A 19,813-nucleotide genomic window follows, 5' to 3' on the forward strand; every position below is an offset into this window, starting at 1 on the left:
TAAGTCGGTTCCTGGCACACTGGACAAGTGAGTAAGAACCCCCGTGTCCACAGGCAGGCCCTGACGCCTGCAGAACTGGCCACGGCTGCGGTCATGAGCAGTTTCTCCGTCGCGCTGTCCGTCGTCGCGATGGTGGTCCCCCTTGCGACGGCGCTGCAGATCGTTGCAGCTGTGCCGATGGCCGTCGTCGCGCAACGTCACCGCACGCGCGCGCTCGTGTCCGCCGCGGTGGCGGGCACACTCGTCGCGTTCGTCGCGGCAGGCACCACGACGGCCATCACTGTTGCGACGTCGGCGTTGCTCGGCGGGCTGGTCGGTCGCGCGAAACGCAAAGGACACGGCCTGCTGTCGGTTCTGGGGACCGCGTCGATCATCGGCCCGTCGCTCGGCCTGGTGACGGTCCTCGCGCTGTGGGTCTTGACGCCGCTTCGAGAGCTGTTCCTCCGGACGATCGAGAACACCATCGAGGGCATCGCCCGACTGCTCGCCCGCGCCGATGCTCTCGTGTCGACCGCCGACGTCGTGCGATCGAGCGCAGGCGCGGTGATCGACAACTGGTGGTGGTGGATTCTCGGCACGATGAGCGTCAGCACCGTCGGCGGCGCATTCTTCACCTGGCTGATCCTCGGCGCCGTTCTGGACCGCCTCGCCACCATTCCCGTCGTCGATCATCTGCCCGCAGGTGGCGACGGTGACATCGGCCCCCTTCCGGTTCGGTTGCACGACATACACTTTCGCTACGACGGCGCACACTCGGACGCGCTGCAGGGCATCGCCCTGACGATCGGATACGGCGAATTCGTCACGATCGTCGGACACAACGGCTCCGGAAAATCCACCCTCGCACGGATCCTGGCCGGCCGCGTGCCGACGTCGGGCGTCGTCGAACGTCCCGGCATCGCGGGTCTCGGACGCGTCGGCGGCACGGCAGTGGTGTTGCAGCGGCCGGAAAGTCAGATCCTGGGCAGCCGCGTCGCCGACGATGTCGTGTGGGGTCTCGCGCCGGATTCCGATACCGATGTCGACGCGCTGCTCGCCGAAGTGGGTCTGGCAGGAATGGGTCCACGTGAAACCGCATCTCTCTCCGGCGGTGAGATGCAGCGGCTCGCCGTGGCCGCAGCCTTGGCGAGACGGCCCGCGTTGCTGATCGCCGACGAGGCAACGACGATGGTCGACGCGGACGGCCGGGCCCGATTGGTCGCGCTGCTCGCCGATCTCCCGAAGCGGCACCGCATGTCGGTCGTGCTCGTGACGCATCAGGAATCGGAGACGACAGCTGCCGATCGCGTCATCCATCTCGACGGAGGAAGACAAGTCGAGCACGCCCAGGATTGGATGCGTGCACGCTTCCTGGACGACGACCCCACGCCGTTCCGTGCGGGGGCTCCGCTGATGGAACTACGCGGCGTCGAGCACACGTACAACCGGCGTACGCCGTGGTCGCAGAAGGCTTTGAACGGTCTCGACCTCACCGTTCGTCACGGCGACGGCATTTTGATTCTGGGCGGAAACGGGTCCGGGAAATCGACGCTCGCATGGGTTCTCGCGGGCCTGACGACGCCGTCGCACGGCACGGCCGAGTTCGACGGCTCCCCGATCTCCCGGGACGTCGGAACCGTCGGCCTGGCTTTCCAGCATGCTCGTCTGCAACTGCAACGCCGGACCGTCTCGGAGGACATCGAAGCGGCGGGCGGTCCCGAAGTCGGCTCGGCGCACGTGGCGTATGCGATGGACGCCGTCGGACTGGATCGACGTCTGGCGGGGCGCGACATCGACGCACTCAGCGGCGGGCAGATGCGTCGGGTCGTCATCGCCGGATTGATCGTCAACAAACCTCGCGTGCTCGTGCTCGACGAACCCCTCGCCGGTCTCGATCCGCCGGGCCGAACGGAGATCATCGGCGTGCTCGGGAATCTCCGGCGACGCGGCATCGCGATCGTCGTCATTTCCCACGACGTCGACGGTATGGACCGCATCTGCGACCGAACGATCGTGTTGGACAACGGCCGCATCGCACAGGACCTGTCGAGAAGAGGAGTGACGTCGTGACAACCGTTGTGCTGCGGCAGGTTCCGCGGACGTCGCCGATCCACCGGCTGTGGGCAGGTACGAAACTGATCTCGGTTCTGCTGCTGAGCATTCTGCTCGTGGTCGCACCGTCGTGGCCGACCATCGGTGTCATCGTCGCACTTCTGGTCGTCACGGCAATCGTCGCGCGCGTGCCGCCGACGGCGATACCGCGTCCACCCATCTGGATCTGGGGCCTGTTCGTGATCGGCGCGCTGATCAACGCGCCGCTCGGGTTCGACGCGATCCTGCTGTTCCTGCGTGCGACGACGTTCGCATTCGTGCTGTTGGGTGCGTCGATGATGCTCGGCTGGACGACGTCGATGAGCGACATCGCGCCTGCAGTCGCCGTGCTGGGCTATCCGCTGAAGAAGATGCGGTTGCCGGTCGACGAATGGGCAGCCACCGTCGCCCTGTGCCTGCGATCGCTTCCGCTGTTGATCGAGGAGATGCGGGTCATGAACGCGGCACGTCGACTGCGTCCGAAATCGGTACTCAACAGCGCGGCCGACAACTCGATCGTCGACCTCGTCACCGCCACCATGTCGATCGCGATCCGGCGCGCCACCGAGATGGGCGAGGCCATCACCGCTCGCGGTGGCACCGGCCAGATCACCGCGTACCCGAGCAGGCCCGGCATGACGGACGCCATTGCACTCGTCGTGGTCGCGGCGTGCTGTGCGTTGGGCATCGTGCTCACGGTGATGCTCGGCTGATCGGCGCCGCGTCTACTGCCCGCCGACCCGTTCGGTGCGCGAATTGAGTGCCTTGACGAAGACCTCGGGGATGTCGCGTGGATCCTCGGCGATGTAGCTGGTTCCGCCCGTTGCAGCCGAAATCTTCTGCAACGCAACAGGATCCGCGTCCGTCGTGATTCCCACGGTCACGATCACGATCGGACGAACCGGGTCCTGCTCGCGCTGCAGCGTGGCGAGCAGTTCGTCGAGGCTCGGGCTGCCCGCATCCTCGTTCGCGCCGTCGGTGAGGATGATGACGCTGTTGACATAGTTCGGGTCGTAGCCTTCTTTCACCCGGCGGAAGGCGGCGAGAGTCGTGTCGTACAAACCGGTTCCACCGCCGACGAGCGAGGGCAGCGTGCGAATGGCCGACAGAATGGCTTCGCGCTGCGGCACTCCGTCGACCATGTTGCTCACCGGGCCCAGGGGAACCAGCTCACGGAAATCCTGGTTGCCACCGCCGAGGCCGATCGAGAACGCCCACAGACCCATCTCGGTCTGGTCGCTGAACAACGAATTCGCACCGAGGCTGGCATCGACCGTCAACGCGATGCGCGTCGAATCACCGGACTTCGCTGCCATCGAACCCGACACGTCCTCGACGACCAACGTGCGCAGGGGCAAGGCGAGCACGGCCCAGTCGCGGAGCGTCGTCTCGATCGCCAACGGGTTCTTCAGTTCGAGCGATGCCGCCGATCCGACGCCCTTGCCGTCGGGCAACGCCGTGCCGTTCGACTGCCGAAAACCGGCGGCCGTCAACGCATCCGTGGCGGATTTCGTCGACAACACCGACGACAGCGACGCGCCGGCGTCCTTGGCTCTGTCGTAGTCGGGTCCGGCTGCGGCGGTGACGGCGAGCGGAAAGTTCAGGAAGTAGCTGCCCGTCGGCGGCACCGACGCCGTCAGCGGCGCACCGGGATTCGCGTCGTTGTAGGCGACGAGACTCTGTTCCGTCGACACACTCGTACCGCCGTCGGTCGCGACCTGCTTCACCAGATCGGCTACCTCGTGAGGTGTGTCGGCGATGCGCCCGAAGTCCTGAGCCATCGGCACGAGCGCCGCCGACACCGCGTTGGCGTCGGTGATCGCGACTTCGGACTCGGCGAGCGCACCGAGAATCGACGCCAACGACGCACTGCTGGTGAGCGGATCGCCGATGCGCTGACCCTGCTTCTGCAGAACCTGAAGCCACGTCACGGCAGGGGGCAGCGAATCGTCCTGCGAGACAACGACCGGAAGCGTGTTGGCCACCGAGGACTTGGCCAGCTCCGGGAGCGCCCCCGTGGATCGCAACGTCTTGAGCAGCCACAGCGTCGAATCCGGGATCCACAGATCGGGACGGTTCGCGTTCTCGCCCGCCAATTCCGCAGCCGTGTCGCTCGGAGCTTCGGCGCGGACCTCGAAATCCGTGCAGCCACGCGACACCTCGTCGGACTGCGCGAGGACGTCGGTGATCACCGGCGCAATGGTCGGATCGACGGCGAGAGAGACCTGCCGGGTGCCGTCGCACCCGGCGGATCCGGCCCGGACGGCCTGAACTCCGAAGTACCCTCCGACCACCACGACCACGGCGACTACGACGATGGCACCCCACGTCAGGGCAGGATGTGTGCGCGATCCAGTTCCGTGCCGCCCCGACATTCTCCTTCGCCCCCAAACGAGTCTCTGTGCATCCGGCAAACCAACCTAGCTGCTGAATCAGCGGCCGGACCGGCTTTTGAGAGCATTCACAAAGACGTTGGGGATTTCCGCTGGGTTTCTCGCCAAGAAGCTGGTTCCGCCGGTGGCCGCCGAGATCTGTTGCAGCACGCCGGCGTCGGCGTCGTCGGTGATCCCGATCGTGACGACGATGACGGGCTTCGTCGGGTCCTGCTCCGCCCGTAGCGTCGACAACAATTCGTCGAGGGAGATGCTGTCGGGATCTTCGTTCGTGCCGTCGGTCAGGATGATGACGCTGTTGATGTAGTCGGGGTCGTACCCTTCCTTGACCTTCCGGAACGCCGCCAACGTGGTGTCGTAGAGGCCCGTTCCGCCACCGACGAGGCTCGGCAGAGTCCGCGTCTGCTGCAGCAAGACCTCACGCTGCGAGGTTCCGTTCACGTTCTCGTCGAGACGCCGGATCGGCACGAGTTCGCGGTAGTCCTGGTTGCCGCCGCCGAGTCCGATCGAGAACGCCCAGAGTCCGAGAGCTGCGTTGTCCGGGAACAGTCGGTTGCCGGTGTCGCTGGCCTGCACGGTCAGTCCGATCCGGGTGTCGGCGCCCGCGCTGTAGCCCATCGAGCCGGACACGTCTTCCATGACGAGCGTGCGCGACGGCAGCGCCAGGACCTGATACCGCTGCAACGTGTCCTCGGCGGTCTGTTGATCCGCGATGGTCAACGTTGTGACATCACCCAAACCGCGGCCGTCGCTCAGGGCGGTCGCGTCGGGAGCTCGGAAGCCTGCGTCGGACAGCGCCGACAGACCGGCCTCGGAAGCGAGGGCGTCGGCGACGGCGCGGCCGACCTCCTTGGCCTCGTCGTGCCGCTCCCCCGCGGGCTCGGTGACGGCAAGCGGGAAGTTGAGAAAGAAGCTGCCGGTGGGTGGTGTCGTCGCACCGAGTTCGGTGCCGGTGTCCTTCTCGTACGTCAGCAGCGACTGTTCGGACACGACGGCGACGCCGCCGTCGGAGGACATCTCGTCGAGACGCACGACGGGGTCCGCCTCCCCACGCGTCGCGGCCTGCGCCTGCGCGATGGGAACGAGGGCAGCGGACACCGAGTCGACGGCCTCGGCGTCGGACCCGGCTTCGGCGAGCGCGCCGAGGATGGCCGCGTCGGACACGGTGTTGCTGAGCGGATTACCGATTCGTAGGCCACGCAACTGCAGTGCCGTGAGCCAGGTGTCGAAAAACGGAACCTCGTCCTTGCGGGCAGCGATGACCGCCGGACTACTGGCCACCGACTGGCTGGCCAGGTCGACGAGGGCGCCCGTCGCACGTACGGTCTTGCCGACCCACAGCGACGAGTCGGGAATCCACAGAGCAGGCGCGTCGGCACCCTTCGACACCGCGGCCGACGCGTCGGCCGAATCCTGGGCGGTGACGTCGACGCTGCCGCACCCGAGTTCGTCGGCCGACTTGCCTGCCAGAACGCCGGCCACCACGTCCGCGATCGCAGGATCGGCTGCCAGGGTGTACGTGGCCGGATCGGAACAATCGGAACCGAAGGCCTTTTGTGCTGCGAACACACCGCCGCCGACCACGAGCAGCGCCACGACGGCGATGACGCCGTACTTCACCAGTCCCGTCGAGCCGGACGCGGCGGACGGCGCGCTGTGTTTGCCTGGCATTGCAGAACCTCTCCGTAGTGAGCAGAAGCCGAACTGCGATGACTCCCGCTGTGCGGTTGGCGGCGATAGTAACGGGTTCTACGAGTACAGAGTCTCGAACTTCTTCAGCGAGCTCTCGATGTCGCCCTTCAAGGCTCGTGCGACGCCCGAGCCGATGGGCCCGAACAACGGCGCTCCGCCGAGATCGATGTCGAGCGCGAGGTCCGATCCGCCGGCCTTGGCTTCGGACACCGACAGCACGAGCGAGATCTTGACGCCGCCCTTTCCGTTTCCTTTCAGCTTCAACTTCTTCGGTGGGTCGTAGCTCTCGATGGTCCAGCGGACCCGGTTGCGCATGCCCTTCACGGTGGCCACGCTCTCCAGCGTGGTGCCTGCAGCGAGCTGGTCGGGGAGCTCGCCTCGCCATGCTTCGTGGATGGACAACCACTTCTCGTAGTCCGCGAGATCCGACGCGTGAGACCACGTCGTGTCGGGGTCGAGGGGAACGTTGACGGAAACCTTCAGCTTGGCCACGCAGGGATAGTAACCACACATGCCACGACGCCCGTGTGAGGCATGACTCACACGGGCGTCGTGGTTTTGTGACAGTTCCTAGTGGACCGACGCCTTTTCGGCACCGATGCCGGTCAGCGACCGCACCTCCATCTCGGCCTGCTTGGTCTTGTCCTCGTTGTCCTTCGACAACAGGGTGCCGACGATGCCGAGCACGAAGGCCAGCGGGATGGACACGATGCCCGGGTTGGACAGCGGGAACCAGGCAAAGTCCGAACCGGGAATCATCGACGTCTTCGACCCGGACACGGCGGGCGAGAAGACGATGAGCACGAGCGTCGAGATCAGGCCACCGTACATACTGCACAGCGCGCCGGTGGTGTTGAAGCGACGCCAGAACAGCGAGTACACGATGGTCGGCAGATTCGCGGCTGCGGCGACGGCGAACGCCAGTGCGACGAGGAACGCGATGTTCTGTCCGTTCGCGAGGATGCCGAGGCCGATCGCGAGCAAACCGATCACGACGGCGGTGATCCGCGAGACCTTGACCTGCTTCCGCTCGTCGACGTCGCCCTTCTTGATGACGGACGCGTAGATGTCGTGTGCGAACGACGCCGATGCGGTAATCGTCAGACCCGCGACGACGGCGAGGATCGTCGCGAAGGCGACGGCAGAGATGACGCCGAGCAGGACGACACCGCCGAGTTCGAACGCGAGAAGCGGTGCGGCCGAGTTCTGTCCGCCTGCCGACGCGAGAATGCGATCCGGTCCGACGATGGCCGCGGCGCCGTAGCCGAGAACCAGGGTGAACAGGTAGAACGCACCGATCAGAGCGATGGCCCAGACGACACTGCGACGGGCTTCCTTCGCGGTGGGCACGGTGTAGAAGCGCATGAGAACGTGTGGGAGACCGGCAGTTCCGAGCACGAGTGCGATGCCGAGCGACAGGAAGTTCAGCTTGGACATGTTGCTGCCGCCGTACTGGGCACCGGGCTCGAGCACGTTGGTCGCAGCGACGGTCTCGCTGGCCGAGCCGGAGATGGTCGCCTGTGCGCTACCGAGCAGGTCGGACAGGTTGAATCCGAACTTCGCGAGCACGAGCACCGTCATGAACAGCGCGCCTGCGATGAGCAGAACAGCCTTGATGATCTGCACCCACGTCGTACCCTTCATGCCGCCGACGAGGACGTAGACGATCATCAGCACACCGACGACGGCGATGACGATGGATTGCCCGGTGCGATCGGAGATGTCGAGCAGCAGTGCGACGAGTCCACCCGCGCCTGCCATCTGCGCGAGCAGGTAGAACAACGACACCGTCAGCGTCGACAACGCGGCCGCGGTACGGACCGGACGCTGCTTCAGACGGAAGCTCAGCACGTCGGCCATCGTGAATTTACCTGTGTTGCGGAGCAATTCGGCGACGAGAAGCAATGCGACGAGCCACGCGACGAGGAACCCGATAGAGTACAGGAAGCCGTCGTACCCGTAGACCGCGATGGCACCTGCGATGCCGAGGAAGCTGGCCGCGGACAGATAGTCACCGGCGATCGCGACGCCGTTCTGCGGCCCGGAGAATCCGCCGCCCGCGGTGAAGAACTCCGACGCCGTCGCGTTCTTCTTGCTCGCGCGAATGACGACGAACATGGTGACGGCGACGAACGCACCGAAGATCGCGATGTTGACGATCGGTTCGCCGACGGTGGTGTCGGCGGCTTGTGCCAGGACGTTCACGACCGAGCCTCCATTTCGTTGCGAAGCGCTTCGGCGCGGGGATCGAGCTCACGGTTCGCGAATCGGACGTAGATGCCCGTGATGGCGAAGGTCGTCACGAACTGACCGAGCCCCAGCAGCAGGCCGACGTTGATGTTGCCCCACACCGGGGTGGACATGAAGTCGTGCGCGTAGTTGCTGAGCAGCACGTAGACGATGTACCAGATCAGAAAGAACGCGGTCATCGGAAAGACGAAGCTGCGCAGGCGTCGTCGCAGCTCCTGAAACTCCGGGCTTGCTTGCATCTCCACGAACGCTTGCGCATCCGGGGGTGTTGTATCCGGCTTGGTCACCGTCGTTGCTCCCTCTTTCGGCCGTCACGGTCTGTGACTCGGAACTGAAGGAGACGGTAATGAGAGCCACATCACAAAGGAACGATGCGGCAGCGATCGCACGGTGAACCGACCGTCGATGCGACGAACGGTCGCCGAACGACGACGAACGGACTTACAGCTCGCGCTCGCGATCGCGGCCCATGTCGAGACGTTCCGGCGCGTGCAGCCGGGTGAAGATGCGTCCGACGTCGACAGGCACCGATCGTGCCGTGGCCTTGCTGACCAGGATCATGAGCGCGAACGCGAGCGGAACACTGACCGCCGCCGGGTAGCCGAGAATCGCTGCGGGCCAGCCGGACCACACGGCGTCGGACACTCCGAACACCGACAGCGTCGCCGCGGTGAGGGACACGACGCCGCCGCCGATCAGCCCCGCCGCGGCGCCCGCGGCCGTCAAACCGCGCCACCAGATTCCGAGCACGAGCAGCGGGCACAACGTCGACGCGGCCACGGCGAACACCAACCCGACCGTGCGCGAGAGATCCAGCGACACCACACCCAGAGACAGAGCAAGCGGGACGATGCCGGCGAGGACGGCCGCGATACGGAAGTCGCGGACCCGACCGCGCAGCACATCGGTGCTGAGCACGCCGGCAATACTGACGAGCAGGCCGGACGACGTCGACAGGAACGCCGCGATCGCACCCGCGGCGACGACGGCAGCGAGCAGTTGGCCACCGACACCCGACAGGACCGACCCCGGCAGCAGCAACACCGCGGCGTCGGACGTGCCGGTGATCGACAGTTGCGGCACGTAGAGGCGAGCGAACACCCCGAGCAGCGTCGGGAACAGATAGAACACGCCGAGCAGACCCAACACCGTCAGCGACGTGATGCGTGCGGCACGTCCGTCGGGGTTCGTGTAGAACCGCACCAGCACGTGGGGCAGGCCGAGAGTACCGAGGAACGTCGCGAGAATGAGCGAGTAGACCTGGTACAGCGGGTGCGTCCCGCCCAGTCCCCACCCCGGTTGCGCCCACTGTCGATCCGTCGTCGGCGCCCCCGCGACGACGGGAACCGGCGAGTCCGCGTCGAGAACGAGCGTCGTACCGTCGCCGAGTTCGTGCGTTCCGGGGTCGAGAACAAAACGCCCGTCCACGGCCTCCTGGTCGACGGTTCCCCGCGCGGTCACCTCGATCGGCGAATCCACCTGCACCAGAACGTCGGTGGAGATCTCGACGGTCGTCTCACGATCGACGGTCGGTGGCGCCGGACTGCCGACGACACGGTCGTCCGCGAGAAAGTGCATGGCCAGCACGACGGCGGGAACGGCGACGGCCGTGAGCTTCAGCCAGTACTGGAACGCCTGCACGAACGTGATCGACCGCATCCCGCCCCCGACGACGTTCGCGATGACGATGAGACCGACGACGGCCGCGCCGACCCAACTCGGAACGCCGAGAAGGATGTTCAGTGTCAGGCCCGCACCCTGGAACTGCGGCACCAGATACAGCGCGCAGATGATGACGACGACGAACATCGCCAGTGTCCGCAATCGCCGTGAGCCGAGGCGGAACTCGGCGAAATCCGGGACCGTGTACGCCCCGCTACGTCTCAAGGGTGCGGCGACGAACAGCAGCAATCCGAGGTAGCCCGCGGTGAATCCGATCGGGTACCACAGCGCGTCCGCGCCGTATTTCGCGATGAGACCGGCGACGCCGAGAAACGACGCAGCCGAGAGGTATTCACCGGAGATCGCCGCCGCGTTCCACCTCGGCCCGACACTGCGCGACGCCACCAGAAAGTCCGACGTCGTGCGTGCCAGTCTCACGCCGTAGACACCGATCGCGACCGTGGCGACGGCTGCGAGCAGCAGCGCGGCAACCGTCACCCAGGGCACGGTGTCCATCTAGTCGTCCACGAGGTCGACGAACTCGTGTTCGTTGCGGTCGGCCTGACGCACGTACACCCACCCGACGACCAGCAGCAGCGGATAGACCGCGACACCCAACACCAGCCACGGCAGCCGAATTCCGAACAGCGTCGCGTCGGCGAACGCGGGAACGACGAGGGACACGAGCGGGATGGCGAACAGCACGGCCAACGTCAGCAGCGCCAACCGGACGGACAGCATCAGTTGTGCACGTACGAGACCACGGACCATCGCGTCGCCGACCTCGGTCTGCTCCTGGACCTCGACGCGGGTGCGCACCATGCGTGCTCCGCGCCTGCCCGCGAGAACGACGCGTTCCCTCGGCCGGCGTCGTGGCCCGGTCACCGGCTCGACCAGGACTGCAGCGGACCGCGGACCAGTCGGTCCTTGAGTTCTCTGGTGTGACGGCGGCTCACCGGCAGTTCGGTGGCGGGCAGTGCGCCGTCGGCGCGCAGGCACACGACCAAACCCGAACCGACACTGCGAATTCCGGTCACGAGCGCGAGCGACACCAGGAAAGATCGGTGCACCCGAAGGAAACCACTGCTCCCCCAACGGCTTTCGAGCGTAGAGATCGGGATACGCACCAGATGCGAGCCGGACGTGGTGTGCAGCCTGGCGTAGTCGCCCTCGGCTTCGACCCATCCGACGCTCGAGCGTTGGACGAGCGTCGTCGTCCCGGCGAGTTCGACGGGAATGATCTCGTCCGAGGCGACGGCGTCCTGCGGTTCGCTCTGTCTACCCGCCGACACGATCCGGCGAAGCGATTCCGCGAGCCGCTCCTCGCGCAGCGGTTTGAGCAGATAGTCCACCGCTCCGAGGTCGAATGCCGCGAGTGCACGGTCGTCGTGCGCGGTCACGAACACCACGGCAGGTGGGCGCGCGAAATTCGATAGGATCCCTGCGAGTTCCATGCCGTCGAGTCCGGGCATGTTGATGTCGAGGAACACGGCGTCGACAGCAGGCACACCGGGTCCGGCGGGATGTTGCAGCCGACGCAAGGCAGTGGTGGCGTCCGAGGCCGTACTGACCTCGGCCACCGAGTCCTGTCTGCTCAGCAGAAAGGCAAGCTCGTCGAGCGCGGGTTTCTCGTCGTCGACCGCGAGCACGACGAGCCCTGTCGACGACGCAGTATCCACGGACGTCATCGTGCCAGACGCGCCGGTCATGCCCGAATACCTGCTCGAAATTTCGGTACCCGCATGCTGACCTTGGTTCCGGCGCCCGGCGCGGTGTCGACGACGAGTCCGTAGTCGTTGCCGAACGCTGCACGCAATCGGTCGTCGACGTTGGACAGCCCCACGTGCGCGCCTTCCTCCACGTTCAACGAGCCCGAGCGCAACATGTCCGGATCCATGCCGACGCCGTCGTCCTCGACGCTGATCAGACAGTCGGTCCCCTCGTCGGCGGCGACGATGGTGATGGTGCCGCCGCCCGAACGTCCGGCCAGCCCGTGTCGAACCGCGTTCTCGACGAGCGGTTGCAGCGCGAGGAACGGCAGCACCACGCTCAACACCTCGGGCGCGACCCGCAGCGTCACCTGCAGAGTGTCGCCGAAGCGGGCGCGTTCGAGAGTCAGGTAGCGGTCGATGTTGCGCAGCTCGTCGGCCAGCACCGTGAATTCGCCTGCCGTCCGGAACGAGTAGCGCGTGAAGTCGGCGAACTCGAGCACCAGCTCGCGAGCCCGGTCCGGGTCGGTCCGCACGAACGACGCGATCGTGCCGAGTGCGTTGTAGATGAAGTGCGGACTGATCTGCGCTCGCAGTGCGCGTACCTCGGCGCGATCCAATCGAGCGCGTGACGCGTCGAGCTCGGCGAGTTCTATCTGCCCGCACGCGTACCGGGCGACCTCCGAAATCGCGCCGAGCATGCCCGGCCCCGGCACCGACGTCGTCACGGCTCCGAGAACGCCGACGACGCCGACGTCCTCGATCAGCAGCGGTTGCGCGATGACAGCACGTACCGCGTGATCCGGCCCCAGCGGATACGACAGCAGGACGCGTCGCTCACCCTCGATCGCACGTGACGACGCCTCCAGAAACGGCCCCGCCAGTTCGTCGTAGGGGCCGTTCCACGTCAGCAGGCTCGCATCCGCGTCGGCGACACCGAGCGCATCGCCGCCGGTCAGGGCCCGCAGATGCGGTGCCGCCTCGGCGGCGGACTCCGCGTCCAACCCTTGCCGCAGCGGGCGCGCAGCCAGCGATGCGGTGTGGAGCGTCGAATGCACGGCTCGTTCCTCGGGCGTCGTCAGCGCGCGACGGCCACGGAAGCTGATCAGCGCGATCGCCGCCACCGCACACGCGGCGATGACGGCGAGCCAGAGAGGCGCAGAGTTCACTCGGGCTGCCGCTCCGCGTCGAGCTGCGTCGGTCGATCCAGCACGGCCCTCACCCTCCTGCGCAGGTGTTCGGCGCGGGCGCACCCGCGAAACGGTCGGACAGCCATGACACTCCGTACGGAATCGCAGCCTGGTCGGAATGACCTTGTCCCGGGTCCCGCCGAAGTTCGACGACGTCTCCCAACGAGCATGCCTCGGCGACGGCGTCCTGTGTCCACTTCGGGTCGATCAACTGATCCTGGTCGCCCACGAACGCCGCCAACGGAACCGACGACCGCGCACGCGGAAGCGCGACGGACGTCAGCCACTCCTCCATGCGCAGTCGCGACGCCTCGGTGGCAGGCGCGGAATCGCCGGGCGTCAGACGCGTTGCGGCTTCGGCCTTCTGCACTCCGAGCAGATCCGTGCACGCGGTGAGTGCACGGCGTTCGCTGCTCAGGACGCCGCGGATGTACTCAGACGAGTCGACGTCGGGCTGCCGAAACTGCACACCGTCGACCAGAAACGGCGTCAGCAACGCCTGCGGAAGGGTCGGTGTCGCACCGCTTCGATACAGCGGGCTCAGATCCAACACGGGCGACAGACCGACCGCGCCGACGAGATCGAGACCGTCACCGTAATCCGCGCGCTCCGCCGCAGCCCAGACCGCCTGTCCGCCTTGTGAATTGCCGATGGCGCCCCATCGCGTTCCAGTTCCCGGCACGAGCGCACGTGCCGCGCGCACGATGTCGATCACGTTGTACGCGGCGGCGTCGGGATCGAGATACGGGTGTGGTCCGTCGGTGCCGATACCCTCGTAGTCGGTGACGGCGACGACCATGCCGCGTTCGAGGAACGGTGCGACAGTTCCGATGGTGCCCAACAGGTTCGGATACAGGGACGGTGCACATTCGTCGGTGACGCCCGTGGTTCCGTGCGCGACGGACACGACGGGCCATCCACCCGCGGGCGGCGCTCCGCTCGGTGTGAACACGACGCCCGACACCTCGGTACCTGTAGTGCCGTCCCCGGACGTGGACCGGTAGACGACGCGGGTCGCCGTCGCACCGAGCACACGGACCGCGAAGTCCGCATGACCCATGGCGAACGACGAGACCACTGCGCCCCGCTCGTCGCCGACCGGGGCTGCAGGCACGACTGCCGAATGCGGCTGCGTTTCTGCCTGTGGCTTCGTCTCTGCCTGTGGCTGAGCGCAACCCGCCAGCACGCAGACCGCGACGGCCAACGCCGCTGCCAGCCGCGTCACCGAATACGCCGTTCGATTCGCGCCTCGGCGGCAGCCTCCTCGACGTCGAGACCGTCCAGAACCTCCCGCAGCACCTCGTCGTCGAGATCGCCGGAGTCACGCGCTTTCACGAGCGCAGTTCGCTGCGCCGCCAACACGTTTCGTCGCAACCGGTCGAACGTCGCACTCGCCGACTTCTTGCGTTCCTCGTGGTCCTCGGCCGCGTCGGCTTCGAGACGGGCGCGGACCGAGCGTCGCACTCGGTCGAGCACCGCGTCGACCGATTCCTTGTCGGACCCCGAGATGCCGTCGGAGGCCACCTCGGACAGGTACGTCTCGGCGGCTGCCCGAGAGATCGCGCGGGCCAACGCATGCTGCTCTTCCGTCTGCTGCTGCTCGAGCGGATCCGCGACGTCGAGGCGCCGGATCAGCATCGGCAGCGTCAGACCCTGGATCAACAGTGTTCCGACGGCAACGACGAACGCGACCGCCTGGATGACGCCGCGGCCCGGGAAGGGATCGCCCGTCACCGTCACGAGTGGTACACCCGATGCCGCGGCGAGCGTGACGACACCGCGCATCCCGGCCCAGGACAGCACGAGGTTCTGCCGCCACGTGAGACCCACGGCATCGGTGCCGGAGGATCCGTTCCGCCGCACCAGTTTTCGGCTTGCGGCCCGTCGACCGGTGTTGACGAAGATCCACGCCGGCCGCACCGCGATGACGACCGCGAGAATCAGCAGCGAGTAGGCGAAGATGTGCAGCACGGGCAGGCCGTTCCGCTCGACCTCTGCGATGACCGACTTCAGCTGAAGACCCATGTACGCGAACACGAATGCCTCGAGCAGCAGGTCCAGGGTCGGCCACACCTGCCGCTCCTGGATTCGCGTCGTCACCGGGACGTCGGCGGTGACGCGTCCGAGCACGAACCCCGCCGTCACCACGGCCAGCACACCCGACGCGTGTATCTCCTCGGCGGCGAGGTACGCCGCGAACGGAAGAACGAGGCCGAGAACGGTTTCCAAGGCCGAGTCCTGGATACGGGATCGGACGAAACGCACGATTCTCGCCAGTATCAGCCCGATCAGAACTCCGCCGACGATCTCGTACGCGAAGAACAGAACGGGCGAGTCGATGGCGATCTTCTTACCGGTGACCGACGCGACCGTGAGAGTGAACAGGGTCAGTGCGGCGGCGTCGTTGACGAGACTCTCACCCGTCAGGATCGCCATCATGCGCGACGGCAGGCCGAGCTTTCGGCCGACGGCGACGGCCGCGACCGCGTCGGGAGGTGCGACGACGGCGCCCAGCACGAGGGCTGCACCTAGGGTCAGTTCCGGGACGAGCCAGTTCGCGAAGTAGCCGACGGCGAAGGTCGTCACGACAACCATGATGATGCCGAGCCGCAGAATGTGGCCGAGGTTCTTACGGAAACTGACGAACGAGAAGTCGAGCGCAGCCGAGTACAGCAGCGGGGGCAGGACCGCGCCGAGGATGAGATCCGGCGCGAGGGTGATGTGCGGGACGCCGGGTACGAACGACGCGATGGACCCGACCGTCACCAGGACGAGCGGAACCTGCAGATCGAGACGCTTCGCGAAACCGGCAACCGCGACGGCGGCAATCACCACGAGGAGAAGAATCGGTCCGTCCACACGAACATAGTGCGCCAACGCACCCGTGCGCGGATAGTTGGCCCAGGGGCCGACTGTTCACGCACGGGTCGCGCAGCCGCATTATTTTTCCGGAATCGCCTTCTTCGCGGCTTCCTGAACCTTGTCGACCTTGTCGGAATACTTGCCGCCGGTCTTGTTGTCGATGAAGTCACCGGCCTTGTCGACGGCGCTCTCGATCTTGTCCGAGTTCTCGGCAGCGGCCTTCTTGCCCTTGTCGACGAGACCCTTCAGATTGTCTGCGAAACCCATGATCGCTCCATCTCGTGTGGTTGTGTCCGACCCCGAAAAGCTTACTCAGGCCGGTGCGCCTGCAAACAGGCGTCGTCTTTCTCCGTGCAGCGCCGCACTGATCCACCAGGCTGCTTCGACTGCCACGATGCCGATTGCGCCGATGACGAGTGCCGTCGTCGTCAGGGCGATGTTCGACGGGTCCAGCTTGAAGAACGTGCGGCAGAACGGGATCGTGAACAGCAGCAGGTAGCCGACGACCGACCCGGCGAGCAACAGAATCTTCCACCACACGTACGGCCGCGCGACGACGGCGAGAACCCAGACGGCGATCATGATCAACGTGATCAGTGCCGTCGTACTGGCTTGCGTCACCTGGGTTTCCGACGCCTCGGGCCCCTGGTACGCGAGCAGGTACGACACGAACGTCGCGACACCGACGATCAGTCCCGACGGCACCGCCAGACGCATGACGCGGCCCACGAATCCAGTGCGTGCGCGTTCGTTGTTCGGCGCGAGCGACAGGATGAACGCCGGAATGCCGATGGTGAACCACGCTGCGATCGTGACGTGCCTCGGCAGGAACGGATACGGCAGTGGTTCGAAGTGGAAGATCTGCGACAGCACACCCGAGATCCCGATGAGAAACGCGAGCAGCACCGAGTACACCGTCTTGGTGAGGAACAGATTCGAGACGCGTTCGATGTTGCCGATGACGCGTCGACCTTCACCGACGACATACGGCAGCGTGGCGAACTTGTTGTCCAGCAACACGATCTGTGCGACCGCGCGCGTTGCCGCGCTTCCCGATCCCATCGCGACGCCGATGTCGGCGTCCTTGAGGGCGAGCACGTCGTTGACGCCGTCGCCGGTCATCGCGACGGTGTGCCCCCGAGACTGCAGCGCGCCGACCATCTGCCGCTTCTGATCGGGACGCACGCGTCCGAAGGTGATGCCGCTTTCGACGGTGTCGGCCAGTTCGTCGTCGTTCTCGGGCAGCGTGCGTGCGTCGACGGGGCTGCCCTCCAATCCGAGCGAGCCCGCGACCGCGCCGACCGACACCGCGTTGTCGCCGGAGATGACCTTGACCGAGACGGACTGGCTGGCGAAGTAGTCGAGGGTCTCGCGGGCGTCGGAACGCACCTTCTGCTCGAGGATCACCAGGGCCCGAGGCGTCACGACGCCGGGAGCGTCGACGTCGTCGACGGGCAGGTCACTGCTGGCCAACAGCAGGACACGCAGGCCGGACGAGCCCGCATCCTCGGCCTGGCGCGCGATGACAGTGTCCGCGTCGAGCAGTACGTCCGGGGCGCCGAGGAGCCAGTTGCCGTGGTCCCCGTAGGACAGCCCGCTCCACTTCTTCGCCGACGAGAAGGGTGCGACGGCAGTCTCGGTCCAGTTCGGATCGTCGGGAAAGGCCTCGGCAATGGCGAGCACGCTGGCGTTCGGCCGCGGATCGTCGTGGGCGAGGGCAGCGAGCACCTGCGTCAGCAGGCCGCCGTCGCCGTCCTCGACGACACGCAGCTCCGACAGGCGCATACCGTTCTCGGTGAGGGTTCCGGTCTTGTCCGCGCAGACGACGTCGACGCGCGCGAGACCCTCGATCGCGGGAAGTTCCTGCACGAGACACTTGCGCTGGCCGAGGCGAACGACACCGACCGCGAACGCGATCGACGTCATCAGCACGAGGCCTTCCGGCACCATCGGCACGAGCGCGGCCACCATGCCGTTGAGCGCGGGCCCGAGCGACTGACCGCTCGAGAACAGCTGGTTGTAGATGATCAGCGCACCGGCCGGAATCATCAGGTACGTGATGAACTTCAGGATCCTGTCGATGCCGCTGCGCAGTTCGGAATGCACGAGCGTGAACTTGCTGGCTTCCTCGGCGAGCCGGGCGGCGTACGCGTCGCGTCCGACTTTGGTCGCCCGGTAGGCGCCGCTGCCCGAGACGACGAAACTTCCCGAAAGCACTTGTGCGCCATCGGTTTTGTGGACAGCGTCGGCCTCGCCGGTGAGCAGGGACTCGTCGACCTCCAGGCTGGCCGTCTCGATGATCTCGCCGTCGACGACGATCTGATCGCCCGGTCCGAGTTCGATGACGTCGCCGAGGACGACCTCGTCGGGCGCGACCTCGCGGGCCACGCCGTCGCGTCGCACGACGGGCTTGTTCTGGCCGACGATCGCCAGTTCGTCCAGCGTCTTCTTGGCGCGGATCTCCTGGATGATGCCGATGCCGCTGTTCGCAATGATCAGCAGGCCGAACATGCCGTCGACGATCGACCCGGTCGACAACACGATCAGCAGCAACACACCCAGGATCGCATTGATTCGGGTGAAAACGTTGCCCCGAACGATGTCCTTGACGGACCGACTCGCACGAGCCGGGACGTCGTTCGATTTCCCCTCGGACCGAAGCTGCGCCACCTGCGCTTCGGTCAATCCGCCCTCGCGCTCGTCCGTCTCGATCGACATGGGGGTTAGCCTAATCGGGTCGTTCCTGCAGGCTCCACTCCTGCCTATGCGTTCGCCGTCATCCGAGCCGTGCCCACCAACGGTCGTCGGCGACGCCGTGAGCGACGTCGACCCGCTGACCCGGCATCGGCACGGCCGTCGTGATTCCTGCCTCGTTCGCCGCGGCCTTCAACCGAACAATCGGCTCCGACCACGGATGGAAGGCGAGGTTGAAGGTAGCCCAGTGGACCGGCACGAGAACACCACCGTTCAGGTCCTCATGCGCGCGGACCGCTTCCTCGGGGTTCATGTGAATATCGGCCCAGCGCGGGTCGTAGGCACCGACCGGCAGCAGCGTCAGATCGAAGGGGCCGTACTGGGCACCGATCTCGGCGAACTTGACCGTGTATCCGGTGTCACCACCGAAGAAGACGCGATGCTCCGGCCCGGCGAACGCCCAGGACGCCCACTGCGTCGGGTCGCGCCTGAGTCCTCGACCGGAGAAGTGCCTGGCCTCGGTGCACGTGATGGTCAGACCGTCGATCTGGGTCTGCTCGTCCCAGTCGAGTTCGACGATCCTGTCCTCCGGGATCCGCCAGTGCCGCAGGTGCGCGCCGATGCCGATCGGTACGACGAACGGCGCGTCCTGCAGACTCGCAAGCCGCTGGATGGTCGCCTTGTCCAGATGGTCGTAGTGATCGTGCGAGATGACGATGGCGTCGACCTTCGGAAGCGCGCGCAGCGGCAGAGGCGTCGGATGCAGCCGAGCCGGACCGAGCGTGCGCGACGGCGACACACGGTTGCTCCACACCGGATCGGCGAGGATCCGTCGACCGTCGAGCTCGATCAGCACCGACGAATGCCCGTACCAGGTGACGGCCGTTTCCCCGGCGTCGACCGGCGCGATCGTCGGCGCCAACGGGACCGGTCGCTGCGGCTTGCCGTCAGATCGACGCTTGAGGAACGACACCAGGAGAGACTCGCCGCTGCCGCCGGTGAAGCTCGAGCTCGGCTCGCTGTTGTGGAACCGGCGGTCGCGGTAGCGCGCGGAGTTCGCGGCGTACGGCGCGATCTTCGCTGCGGTGGCACCGATCTGCGCGGGCAGACCCCACGCGGCACGCGTCACCCAGGCAGCAGCCGCGACACCCACAGCAAGAGGCACGATCGATTTGCTCGTCACCGAAGCCACGATAGGTGAACTGCTGCGATCGAGGGCGTGGTCACCGCGTCGATCGCGTCGCCTGTGGTCGCTGACGTGGACCGATGTTCCCGTCGTGTTCTCCCTCGG

The 19,813-nt window shown here is 66.4% G+C and carries 16 protein-coding genes; 2 read left to right on the forward strand and 14 right to left on the reverse strand.

Features of this window, described 5'->3' with window-relative positions:
* Nucleotides 1-27: 27 nt before the first annotated feature.
* Entirely contained in the window at nucleotides 28-2,049 is a 2,022-nt protein-coding gene (locus tag A3K89_RS09815; protein ID WP_254303483.1) for an ABC transporter ATP-binding protein, read from the forward strand.
* Nucleotides 2,046-2,783, forward strand: a complete 738-nt coding sequence (locus tag A3K89_RS09820) for an energy-coupling factor transporter transmembrane component T family protein (protein WP_068424595.1) — start codon at nucleotides 2,046-2,048, stop codon at nucleotides 2,781-2,783. The genes A3K89_RS09815 and A3K89_RS09820 overlap by 4 nt, the downstream gene beginning before the upstream one ends.
* Before the next feature lie 12 nt (nucleotides 2,784-2,795).
* Here A3K89_RS09820 and A3K89_RS09825 read toward each other — a convergent pair whose 3' ends face one another.
* The 14 genes from A3K89_RS09825 to A3K89_RS09890 form a co-directional block, all read right to left on the reverse strand.
* A complete protein-coding gene (locus A3K89_RS09825) occupies nucleotides 2,796-4,445 on the reverse strand; it encodes a VWA domain-containing protein (RefSeq protein ID WP_068424596.1) in 1,650 nt (549 codons plus the stop codon).
* A 57-nt stretch (nucleotides 4,446-4,502) separates the two neighbouring features.
* Entirely contained in the window at nucleotides 4,503-6,134 is a 1,632-nt protein-coding gene (locus A3K89_RS09830; protein WP_068424597.1) for a VWA domain-containing protein, read from the reverse strand.
* A gap of 78 nt (nucleotides 6,135-6,212) precedes the next feature.
* On the reverse strand, nucleotides 6,213-6,647 hold the full coding sequence (locus A3K89_RS09835) for a type II toxin-antitoxin system Rv0910 family toxin (RefSeq protein ID WP_068424598.1): 435 nt from the start codon (nucleotides 6,645-6,647) through the stop codon (nucleotides 6,213-6,215).
* Between the two features lie 78 nt (nucleotides 6,648-6,725).
* Nucleotides 6,726-8,360 (reverse strand): solute symporter family protein, encoded by a 1,635-nt coding sequence (locus tag A3K89_RS09840; RefSeq protein WP_068424600.1) that lies wholly within the window; start codon nucleotides 8,358-8,360, stop codon nucleotides 6,726-6,728.
* Nucleotides 8,357-8,644 carry a DUF485 domain-containing protein gene (locus A3K89_RS09845; protein ID WP_068424602.1) on the reverse strand — a complete coding sequence of 96 codons (288 nt, stop codon included), beginning with the start codon at nucleotides 8,642-8,644 and terminating at the stop codon, nucleotides 8,357-8,359. The genes A3K89_RS09840 and A3K89_RS09845 overlap by 4 nt, the downstream gene beginning before the upstream one ends.
* Before the next feature lie 202 nt (nucleotides 8,645-8,846).
* Nucleotides 8,847-10,583: a sodium/solute symporter gene (locus tag A3K89_RS09850; RefSeq protein WP_068424605.1), complete on the reverse strand. Its 1,737-nt coding sequence runs from the start codon at nucleotides 10,581-10,583 to the stop codon at nucleotides 8,847-8,849.
* Nucleotides 10,584-10,889 carry a DUF485 domain-containing protein gene (locus A3K89_RS09855; RefSeq protein ID WP_240931099.1) on the reverse strand — a complete coding sequence of 102 codons (306 nt, stop codon included), beginning with the start codon at nucleotides 10,887-10,889 and terminating at the stop codon, nucleotides 10,584-10,586.
* Between the two features lie 59 nt (nucleotides 10,890-10,948).
* The gene (locus A3K89_RS09860; RefSeq protein WP_240931089.1) at nucleotides 10,949-11,776 is read right to left on the reverse strand and encodes a LytR/AlgR family response regulator transcription factor; all 828 of its coding nucleotides are present in this window, start codon (nucleotides 11,774-11,776) and stop codon (nucleotides 10,949-10,951) included.
* Entirely contained in the window at nucleotides 11,773-12,915 is a 1,143-nt protein-coding gene (locus tag A3K89_RS09865; RefSeq protein ID WP_254303512.1) for a sensor histidine kinase, read from the reverse strand. The genes A3K89_RS09860 and A3K89_RS09865 overlap by 4 nt, the downstream gene beginning before the upstream one ends.
* A gap of 79 nt (nucleotides 12,916-12,994) precedes the next feature.
* Entirely contained in the window at nucleotides 12,995-14,191 is a 1,197-nt protein-coding gene (locus tag A3K89_RS09870) for a lipase family protein (RefSeq protein WP_068424609.1), read from the reverse strand.
* Complete coding sequence (locus A3K89_RS09875; RefSeq protein WP_068424610.1) at nucleotides 14,188-15,825, reverse strand: Na+/H+ antiporter; 1,638 nt, start codon at nucleotides 15,823-15,825, stop codon at nucleotides 14,188-14,190. Before A3K89_RS09875 ends, A3K89_RS09870 begins: the two co-directional genes overlap by 4 nt.
* A gap of 81 nt (nucleotides 15,826-15,906) precedes the next feature.
* On the reverse strand, nucleotides 15,907-16,095 hold the full coding sequence (locus A3K89_RS09880) for an antitoxin (protein WP_068424611.1): 189 nt from the start codon (nucleotides 16,093-16,095) through the stop codon (nucleotides 15,907-15,909).
* 45 nt (nucleotides 16,096-16,140) lie between these two features.
* The gene (locus tag A3K89_RS09885) at nucleotides 16,141-18,546 is read right to left on the reverse strand and encodes an HAD-IC family P-type ATPase (RefSeq protein WP_068424612.1); all 2,406 of its coding nucleotides are present in this window, start codon (nucleotides 18,544-18,546) and stop codon (nucleotides 16,141-16,143) included.
* 58 nt (nucleotides 18,547-18,604) lie between these two features.
* A complete protein-coding gene (locus A3K89_RS09890; RefSeq protein ID WP_068426033.1) occupies nucleotides 18,605-19,705 on the reverse strand; it encodes an MBL fold metallo-hydrolase in 1,101 nt (366 codons plus the stop codon).
* Nucleotides 19,706-19,813: the final 108 nt, after the last annotated feature.

Origin of the sequence: Rhodococcoides kyotonense (assembly GCF_001645385.1) — a bacterium.
In the GTDB taxonomy this organism is placed as follows: domain Bacteria; phylum Actinomycetota; class Actinomycetes; order Mycobacteriales; family Mycobacteriaceae; genus Rhodococcoides; species Rhodococcoides kyotonensis_B.

Bases quoted from the DNA above. Each gene is read 5' to 3' on its own strand.
- A3K89_RS09885 (WP_068424612.1), bottom strand. From the start codon at position 18,546: ATGTCGATCGAGACGGACGAGCGCGAGGGCGGATTGACCGAAGCGCAG.
- A3K89_RS09860 (WP_240931089.1), bottom strand. From the start codon at position 11,776: ATGACCGGCGCGTCTGGCACGATGACGTCCGTGGATACTGCGTCGTCG.
- A3K89_RS09855 (WP_240931099.1), bottom strand. From the start codon at position 10,889: ATGGTGCGCACCCGCGTCGAGGTCCAGGAGCAGACCGAGGTCGGCGAC.
- A3K89_RS09830 (WP_068424597.1), bottom strand. From the start codon at position 6,134: ATGCCAGGCAAACACAGCGCGCCGTCCGCCGCGTCCGGCTCGACGGGA.
- A3K89_RS09880 (WP_068424611.1), bottom strand. From the start codon at position 16,095: ATGGGTTTCGCAGACAATCTGAAGGGTCTCGTCGACAAGGGCAAGAAG.
- A3K89_RS09850 (WP_068424605.1), bottom strand. From the start codon at position 10,583: ATGGACACCGTGCCCTGGGTGACGGTTGCCGCGCTGCTGCTCGCAGCC.
- A3K89_RS09825 (WP_068424596.1), bottom strand. From the start codon at position 4,445: ATGTCGGGGCGGCACGGAACTGGATCGCGCACACATCCTGCCCTGACG.
- A3K89_RS09845 (WP_068424602.1), bottom strand. From the start codon at position 8,644: ATGCAAGCAAGCCCGGAGTTTCAGGAGCTGCGACGACGCCTGCGCAGC.